The organism is Rhodococcus sp. ARP2 (genome assembly GCF_001029585.1).
In the GTDB taxonomy this organism is placed as follows: Bacteria; Actinomycetota; Actinomycetes; order Mycobacteriales; family Mycobacteriaceae; genus Rhodococcus_F; species Rhodococcus_F erythropolis.
On record NZ_LEKE01000060.1, the window covers coordinates 149,969 to 158,195 of the forward strand.

Consider the following 8,227-nt stretch of genomic DNA (forward strand, 5'->3'; position numbering starts at 1 on the left):
ACCCGCGCGGGCGTTTCCACCCTCCTGGTGGAAACTGCGCACCGAGGGACGTCCCCCTCTTGAATTGCAGACGCTCCTTGCGATGCGAGCGATTTCTGCTTCGGGACGTCACGACGTTCGGGCGGCCGTCGATCGAAGTCCGCCGGAGCTTTCGGGCACTTGCCCGGTCCGGAGAACCACTACCGACAACCGACACCACGTTCTCTGGTGCATACGGTGTGCTGGCTGCGCACTGCACAACTGTTCGTAGACAACTGTGCATAGCGCCGACAGCGGAAACTGCCTTGCGGCAGCTAACGCCGAAAGCCAGCGAAGCCCAGTATATGCGTGGCTTCGCCGGCTAACGGAGTGTTCGGCAAACCGAAGCGTGCCGTGTTGCTTTCGATCAGCGTCGTGAGAAAAATCTAGCGACGCAGGCCGAGACGCTCGATGAGCGTGCGGTAGCGAGCGACGTCAGTCTTTGCCACGTACTTCAGCAGACGACGACGGCGACCGACCATCAAGAGCAGTCCACGACGCGAGTGGTGGTCATGCTTGTGGGTCTTGAGGTGCTCGGTGAGATCGGTGATGCGCTTGGTGAGCATTGCCACCTGAGCTTCAGGCGATCCCGTGTCGGTCTCGTGCAAGCCGTACTCGCCGAGAACGACCTTCTTTTCTTCCGTGGTCAATGCCACTTGATTCACTCCTGTGATGACGTTTGCGTGAAAGGAACTAGATCGGTGCGGCCACCGCAAACCGCAGCACGCACCGAGAGAAGATCCTACCAGCAGCAATGAGGCGCTTTCGCCCACCTGGAGCGAATGTGGCCGCCGCCACTAGTGCAGGACGAGCTCAACCTACGCTGCGCTCTGCATCCTCACTCAGGATTTGGCGTGCGCGTTCGACGTCTCGGTTCATCGCCGTGATGAGCGACTCGATCGAGTCGAACTTCTCCATGCCCCGAATCCGCGAAACCAGGTCGACAGCGACGTGTTGTCCGTACAGGTCGGCTTCGGTGTCGAGAACGTACGCCTCGACGGTTCGGGTCCGGCCGGAGAAGGTCGGATTGGTGCCTACAGACACTGCGGCTTGGTATCGACGACCGGGAACGACAGTTCCGAGTTCCTCGCCGGCGCCGAGCACCGTGAACCACGCTGCGTAGACGCCGTCGGCCGGAATCGCCGAAAACATCGGCGGTGCAACATTGGCCGTCGGGAATCCCAACTCGCGTCCACGCTTGTCACCGTGGACGACCACACCTTCCACACGATGTGGACGGCCGAGAGCTTCGGTAGCCGCTTCCATGTCGCCTGCGTCGACGCACGAGCGGATGTAGGTCGACGAGAACGTCACCGCATGCTCGGCGAGCAGCTGGACGCCGTCGACCGCAAAGCCGAAGCGAGCGCCCATCTCACGAAGAAGATCGACGTTGCCGAGCGCCTTCTTGCCGAAGGTGAAATTGTCCCCCACCACCACCTCGGCGACATGCAGACGTTCGACGAGAATTTCGTGGACGTAGCGCTCCGGCGTCAGCTTCATGAAATCAGCGGTGAACGGCATCACGCAGAACACGTCGATGCCCAGATCCTGAGCCAATTCCGCACGCCGTTGCAGCGTCGTCAACTGGGCTGGATGACTACCCGGCCGCACAACCTCCATGGGATGCGGGTCGAACGTCATCAACACGCTCGGAACACCACGTTTGCGCGCAGCGGTAACCGCTCTCGCTATCAATTGGGCATGCCCACGATGCACACCGTCGAACACACCGATAGTGAGCACACAACGACCCCAATCGGCCGGAACTTCGTCGAGACCACGCCATCTCAGCACGATTGGCAGCCTACGGGTCCACCGGCGGCGGGTCACGTTCGGACCCGCCCAGCGAATCACCGCTGTGCTGCCGCTCACGTACGGAAGTTCCGGATTTCGTAGCCTAAGCTAAGCGTTGTGGCAGCTCACAAGACCGGAACCTCGGAAGCATCATCGACGTCGGATGGCGACAGCACTTCGGCGCACGGCGCGGCAATCGACACGCTCGCACTCTCGTCGGTGGCTCAGGACTACCTCAAGGTCATCTGGACGATCCAGGAGTGGTCCCACGAGCGGGTGTCCACCAAGCTCCTGTCCGAGAAGATGAACGTCTCGGCTTCGACGGTGTCCGAGGCGATCCGCAAACTCTCGGACCAGGGCCTCGTCGATCACGCCCGCTACGGTTCCATCGCTCTGACGGACAGTGGCCGCGCGGCTGCTGTGTCCATGGTCCGGCGCCACCGGTTGATCGAGACCTATCTGGTTCAGGAACTCGGCTACGGCTGGGACGAAGTCCACGACGAAGCCGAAGTCCTCGAACACGCCGTTTCCGATCTGATGATCTCGCGGATGGACGCCAAACTGGGCTTCCCCGAACGTGACCCGCACGGCGATCCCATTCCCGCCACCGATGGTTCGGTGCCGACTCCCCCGGCCCGTCAGCTCAGCGACTTCGCCAACGGCGAGCGGGGCCGCGTTGCCCGGATCTCCGATTCCGATCCCGAAATGCTTCGGTACTTCGATTCCGTCGGCGTCAGTCTCGATGTCGACATCACTGTCGAAGAACGCCGTGATTTCGCCGGAACAGTGTCCGTTCGACTCGGCGACAGCCCCGACACCATCGACCTGGGAAGCCCAGTCGCTCAAGCAATTTGGCTCGTGTAGTCGAGGCCGCTCAGAGCGGCAGACGATATCGCCGTTCTACAGGCCGGACGCCGTCGGTCCGGGTCCAGTCGGCGAGCCTCTCGTCGACGTACACCCAACCTCGACGCTCGTACAGCGCGATCGCCGGCAAAGCGTCCTCGACGACGTCGAGCACCAGTTCCAACTGACTTTCTGCTGCGAAATCCGTGACAGCGTCGAGTAGCGCACCGCTGAGGCCGTTTCCGCGGGCATGGGGATGAACGAACAATCGCGACACGGCAATCGATCCCGCGGTGGTGGGCGCGCCTGCAACCTCGCGGTCGACGGCCACGTGACCGACAACACGGCCGTCGCTCTCACCGACCCACGCCTTCACCACCGTGGGCGAACTGAGCCAGCGGTGCGGGTTCTGTGGCCACGTGTTCGGATATCCGTCGCACTCGTGGACCTGTGCCAGCGCATCGACGCAACCGTCGAGGTCGCCGTCGACACGCTCGCGGACGATCACCCGCGAAGCGTCGCCGGTCGCACGACCATCACCGAACTGGCGCGTCGACCCTTCTCCTGCAGAAGCGCAATCGTGTGACCGGTGGGATCGATCGCCGCACAGATCCCCTTCATCCCGATCGGCTCGAGCCAGCGCCCCTGGCTGATCGCCTCGGCTTCCTCCGCCGTGATCTGCCGATGCGGAAAAGCCGTCTGCGCGGCCTGATCGATGTCGAGGCTCACACCCGGCTGATCCGCGAGATCTTCGAGCGTGCGCGCATGTTCGAGAGTGAACGGCCCGACGCGGGTGCGGCGCAATGCCGTCAGATGACCACCGACGCCCAATTCACGACCGAGGTCGCGTGCAAGCGAGCGGATGTATGTTCCGGAAGAGCACTCAACGTCTACATCCAGATCGACGAAGCCACCAGGGACATCTCGCCGAGCCAGAACTTCGAAAGTCGACACCGTTACCGGGCGCGGCGCCAGCTCGACGGTTTCTCCCGCACGCACCAGGGCATGTGCACGTTGACCGTCGACCTTGATAGCGCTCACGCTTGCCGGGATCTGCTTGATGTCTCCGGTCAGCGTTGCCACGATCGCCGCGATCTCCGCGTCCGTCACCTGCGAAGCGTCTGCGGAAGTCAGGACCTCCCCTTCTGCATCGTCCGTGTCCGTCGCTGCACCGAGGCGAATGGTCGCCGAGTACGCCTTGGTTGTCAGTGCCAGGAGTCCGAGCAACTTGGTCGCACGCTCGACGCCGAGAACGAGGACGCCGGTCGCCATGGGATCAAGAGTCCCGGCATGTCCCACCTTGCGGGTGTTCAACAATTTGCGGCACCGAGCGACCACGTCGTGGCTGGTGATGCCCGCCTCTTTGTCGACAATCAGGATTCCGGCGCCGACAAGACCGGAGGAAGGCTTTTCACGAGCTGACACGTGTGCCGATTCTGCCAGTCGCGCTCACTGCACCGAAATTGCCGTCAGAATGAGCCCGCCCGACACCAACCACCTGCCGTCGAAAGAGGTGAGCGGCGGACCAGACGTCGCCTCACCGGGGACCAGCAGACGCGAGTTGAAAGTTCCTGAAGTGTCCGACTCCGCCTCGAATGTGATGTGGGCGTCCTCGAAACCCAACCAGCGCCCGGTGAGCGGAAACCACGCCTTGTACGTGGCTTCCTTCGCGCAGAAGAGCAATCGATCCCAGTGCACCGGACCGCCGGTTTCCTGAGTGTCCAGCCACGTTCGTTCCGCTTCGATGCTGACCGCGGGCAATACCCCGTCCGGCAGCGGGCCGTGCGGCTCGGCGTCGATACCGAGTGAGCGGACCTGCATGGAGTACGCCAGGACAGCGCCGCGGTAGCCGTCGCAATGGGCGAGGCTTCCGACTACTCCCTGCGGCCAGAGTGGGGCACCACGCTCGCCGCGCATGACAGCGGCAGACGGAACACCGAGCTTGCCCATCGCCTGACGCGCGAGGTGCCGGGTAGTCACGAACTCGCGACGACGCTTCTCGACCGCGCGGCCGATCAACGCCTCCTCACTGGGGTGCGGAACCAGACCGGGCGGATCCACGAAGGCCTCGGCCGTCGCAACTCCACCGGGAAGAATCTGTTCGATCACGTAGCGATACCTCTCAGCGTCCGGCGCGCATGCGCTCGACTTCGGCTTCCTGCTCCGGCGTGACCTTGAAGTGGCCACCCCACTTGTTGAGCGTTCCCGGCGGGTACTCCGGAACGGGAAGAATCTGACGCAACAACTTCTCCGGCAGTCCACGCCGACGCCATTCGCGCGGGTATCCGAGTGAGACTTCCTCGAAGCGGACGCCGTCGTAGTACGTGGTTCGAGGAATGTGCAGGTGACCGTACACCGAGCACACCGCGTTGTACTTCACATGCCAGTCGGCGGTCGCGGTGGTTCCGCACCACAACGCGAACTCCGGATACATGAGCACGTCCGTGGGCTGCCGGACCATCGGGAAATGGTTCACCAGAACGGTTTTTGTGCCTTCGGGGAGCGCGTCCAGCCGTGCCTGGGTGTATTCGATTCTCGCCCGGCACCACGCGTCGCGCGTTGCATACGGCTGCGGCGAGAGCAGGAACTCGTCGGTGGCGACGACGTTCTTGTCCCGCGCGATCTCGAGCCCGTGTTCCTTGTCTCGCGCGCCTTCCGGCAGGAAGGAGTAGTCGTAGAGAAGGAACATCGGGACGACCGTGACCGGGCCCTCGTCTCCCTCCCACACCGGGAACGGGTCCTCGGGTGTGATGACGTCGAGTTCGCGGCACATGTTGACCAGGTACTCGTACCGCGGCGCTCCGTGAATCTGAACCGGATCCTTGGCGGTCGTCCACAGTTCGTGGTTGCCCGGAATCCAGATGACCTTTGCGAATCGGCTGCGAAGGAGCTTCAACGCCCACCGAATGTCGTCAGTTTTCTCGGAAACATCTCCGGCGAGAATGAGCCAGTCGTCAGGCGAATCCGGGAACAGTTCCTCCGTCATCGGCTTGTTGCCGTTGTGACCGACATGAATGTCGCTCACCGCCATCAGCTTTGCTGCCACGATCCCTCTGCTTCCTCAGTTGAACTTCCGCGCTTCGCCGTCGCCGGACCTGTCACTGCCCACTTGCCGGAAAACGCTCGCCACGACACCGCGACCATCCGAAGTACTACGAACACGGTAAGCCCTGCCCAAATTCCGGCCAGCCCCCAGTCGTAGGCGAGGGAGAGCCAGATCGCGGGCAGAAATCCGAGAACTGCGCAGAGCATGGTCGCGTTGCGCAGAAACACCACGTCCCCGGCGCCGAGCAGAACACCGTCGAGTGCAAACACGATTCCCGCTACCGGCATGATCGCGACGAAGAACCACCAGGCGATCGACATTTGACCGAGGACCTCGGCGTCGGACGTGAAAAGTCCGGGGATCACGGAGTGGCCCGCGGCGAAGAAGATCGCGAGTACCACGGCAAATACCGTCGACCAGGCAGTGATCCGCCAGGTCATCCTCTTCGCGGCGGCTGCGAATCCACCGCCGAGGGCAGCTCCGATGAGCGTTTGGGCGGCGATCGCCAAGGAATCGAGAAGGAGCGAAACCAGGTTCCACAGTTGGAGGACAACTTGGTGTGCACCGACTACGGCTGCACCGAACCTCGACGCCACCGCGGCCGCCGAGACGAAACACGCTTGGAATGCGAGGCTGCGCAGGATCAGGTCACGGCCCATCAGCATCTGCGCCCGCATGATTGCAAGATGCGGTCGAGCCGAGACCGGTTCACGAAAGAGTGCCCAAGCGAACAGGACACCCGAAACGCTCTGGCCGACCAGATTCGCGACAGCTGATCCTTCGAGTTCCATCCGGGGAGCACCGAGCAAACCGTGCACGAGAATCGGGCACAACACCGCTGAAATACCCAGGCCGACAAGGACGAACCGAAGCGGTCGCACCGTGTTCTGAACCCCGCGCATCCAGCCGTTGCCGGCCAGAGCCACCAGGATGAGTGGAACACCCAATACCGCTATCCGAAGCCAACTTTCCGCAGCCGCCGCAATGTCGGGAGTCCCGGCCACCGCCGAAGTCAGCGGGCCCGCGATCACCTGCACGATCACTACCAAGGCCAAGCCGATCGCGGCCGCCAGCCAGGTCGCCTGAACGCCCTCGCCCACCGCGTCGCGCTCGCGGCCCGCCCCGTGCAGCCGTGCGGAGCGCGCCGTCGTGCCGTACGACAAGAAGGTCAGCTGCGTACTCACCAACGACAGGATCAGACCACCGACTGCCAATCCGGCCAGCGGAAGCGCCCCGAGTCGGCCGACCACGGCGATGTCGAACAACAGATAGAGGGGTTCGGCCGCCAGTACCCCGAGTGCCGGAAACGCCAGGGAAAAGATTCGACGTCCAGTGACGTCGAAATCAGCTGCCGAAGATCCCGCCGAGGTGGCGTCAGATTCGCTCAATGCCGCGGATTCAGCCGAGTGCCGCGACGAGCGCGGCAACAATCTCGTCGCTGGAAGTGGTCGACGTATATCCGGCCGACAGCCGGTGCCCGCCGCCACCAAGACTTTCAGCGACCGCCGACACGTCGATCGCCGACTTTGCACGCAACGAGATCGACCAGCTTCCGGAAACCGACTCTTTGAGTACTGCGGCAACTTCGGCTTCCGAAGTAGTTCGCACGATATCGACGACGCTCTCGATCTCCTCGGAGCGAAGATCGCCGATGTCACTGCGTCGGATCACCGCATACACCAGCCCACGGCCGTCCGCGGCTTCCGGGACCAGCACCGCGGACCCGAGTACCGAAGCCAGCATCGGCAACCACCCGAACGGATGGGTGTCGAGCAGCTTTCGCGCAATCGCGTCGCCGTCGATGCCGGTCGCCAGCAAACGCGCGGCGAGCACGTGCGGAAGCGGACCTCCCCACCGGAAGGAGCCGGTGTCGGTGACCAGCCCGGCATAGAGACAGTGCGCCAGATCGCTGTCGATCGCGACTCCCCACGCATCGAAGAATCGTGCGATGAGTGCCGTCGTCGACGCTGCAGTCTCGTCGACGACGTTGATGGTTCCGAATTCGGAATTGGAGCGATGGTGATCAAGGACGATTGTGCGATGCGCGCCGGCGAGTCGACTCGCCAACTCACCGAGGCGGCCCTCGCTGCCGACATCCACGGTCACCAGAACATCGACGCTTTCCCGAACATCGGCGGGCGCCGTGAGCAAGTGAACACCAGGGAAATCACACATCGACTCGGGCAGCGCCGACGGCCGACTGAACGCGACCTGCACCGAAACACCCCGACGCTCGAGAACGAGACCGAGCGCAAGTCCGCTGCCGATCGTGTCCGCATCCGGCTGCACATGGCAGAGAATTGTCACCGTGTGCGCCGATTCGAGAACCTCGGCCACCTGAGCGAACTTCGCCTCGCAGGGGTCGACGTCCGAAAGTGCGGTGAACGTCATTCTCGGTGCGCGTCAGTCGGCTTCACGAACATCTGGCGACGCCTCGTCTTCGTCCGAAGCCACTCGCGGCTCCTTGTACGGATCTGCATCTCCGGCCGGCTGTGCATTCTCACGCGCCTTGGCGACCTCGTCGTA

At 63.2% G+C, this 8,227-nt stretch carries 9 protein-coding genes and 1 pseudogene; 1 reads left to right on the forward strand and 9 read right to left on the reverse strand.

The window, feature by feature from the left end:
- Positions 1-404 precede the first annotated feature (404 nt).
- Both rpsO and ABX74_RS17490 read right to left on the reverse strand, forming a co-directional pair.
- Entirely contained in the window at positions 405-674 is a 270-nt protein-coding gene (rpsO, locus tag ABX74_RS17485) for a 30S ribosomal protein S15 (protein WP_003942254.1), read from the reverse strand.
- Positions 675-831: 157 nt separating this feature from the next.
- Complete coding sequence (locus ABX74_RS17490) at positions 832-1,812, reverse strand: bifunctional riboflavin kinase/FAD synthetase (protein ID WP_019748071.1); 981 nt, start codon at positions 1,810-1,812, stop codon at positions 832-834.
- Between the two features lie 117 nt (positions 1,813-1,929).
- Here ABX74_RS17490 and ABX74_RS17495 point away from each other — a divergent pair, with 117 nt between their 5' ends.
- The gene (locus ABX74_RS17495; RefSeq protein WP_019748070.1) at positions 1,930-2,676 is read left to right on the forward strand and encodes a metal-dependent transcriptional regulator; all 747 of its coding nucleotides are present in this window, start codon (positions 1,930-1,932) and stop codon (positions 2,674-2,676) included.
- 10 nt (positions 2,677-2,686) lie between these two features.
- Here the strand turns inward: ABX74_RS17495 and ABX74_RS17500 are convergent, their stop codons facing one another.
- The 7 genes and pseudogenes from ABX74_RS17500 to ABX74_RS17530 all read right to left on the reverse strand — a co-directional run.
- Positions 2,687-3,163, reverse strand: a complete 477-nt coding sequence (locus ABX74_RS17500) for a GNAT family N-acetyltransferase (RefSeq protein ID WP_047889313.1) — start codon at positions 3,161-3,163, stop codon at positions 2,687-2,689.
- The gene (gene truB, locus ABX74_RS17505) at positions 3,160-4,080 is read right to left on the reverse strand and encodes a tRNA pseudouridine(55) synthase TruB (protein ID WP_020907442.1); all 921 of its coding nucleotides are present in this window, start codon (positions 4,078-4,080) and stop codon (positions 3,160-3,162) included. Before truB ends, ABX74_RS17500 begins: the two co-directional genes overlap by 4 nt.
- 24 nt (positions 4,081-4,104) lie before the next feature.
- On the reverse strand, positions 4,105-4,764 hold the full coding sequence (locus ABX74_RS17510; protein WP_047889314.1) for a 4'-phosphopantetheinyl transferase: 660 nt from the start codon (positions 4,762-4,764) through the stop codon (positions 4,105-4,107).
- Positions 4,765-4,777: 13 nt separating this feature from the next.
- Positions 4,778-5,701, reverse strand: a complete 924-nt coding sequence (locus tag ABX74_RS17515) for a metallophosphoesterase family protein (protein WP_003942180.1) — start codon at positions 5,699-5,701, stop codon at positions 4,778-4,780.
- Positions 5,686-7,089, reverse strand: coding sequence for an MATE family efflux transporter (locus ABX74_RS17520; protein ID WP_047889326.1), 1,404 nt, complete (start codon positions 7,087-7,089; stop codon positions 5,686-5,688). The genes ABX74_RS17515 and ABX74_RS17520 overlap by 16 nt, the downstream gene beginning before the upstream one ends.
- A 10-nt stretch (positions 7,090-7,099) precedes the next feature.
- Positions 7,100-8,092, reverse strand: a complete 993-nt coding sequence (locus ABX74_RS17525) for a DHH family phosphoesterase (protein WP_029255182.1) — start codon at positions 8,090-8,092, stop codon at positions 7,100-7,102.
- Positions 8,093-8,104: 12 nt separating this feature from the next.
- Positions 8,105-8,227: pseudogene (locus ABX74_RS17530) on the reverse strand (ribosome-binding factor A); the annotation flags it as partial.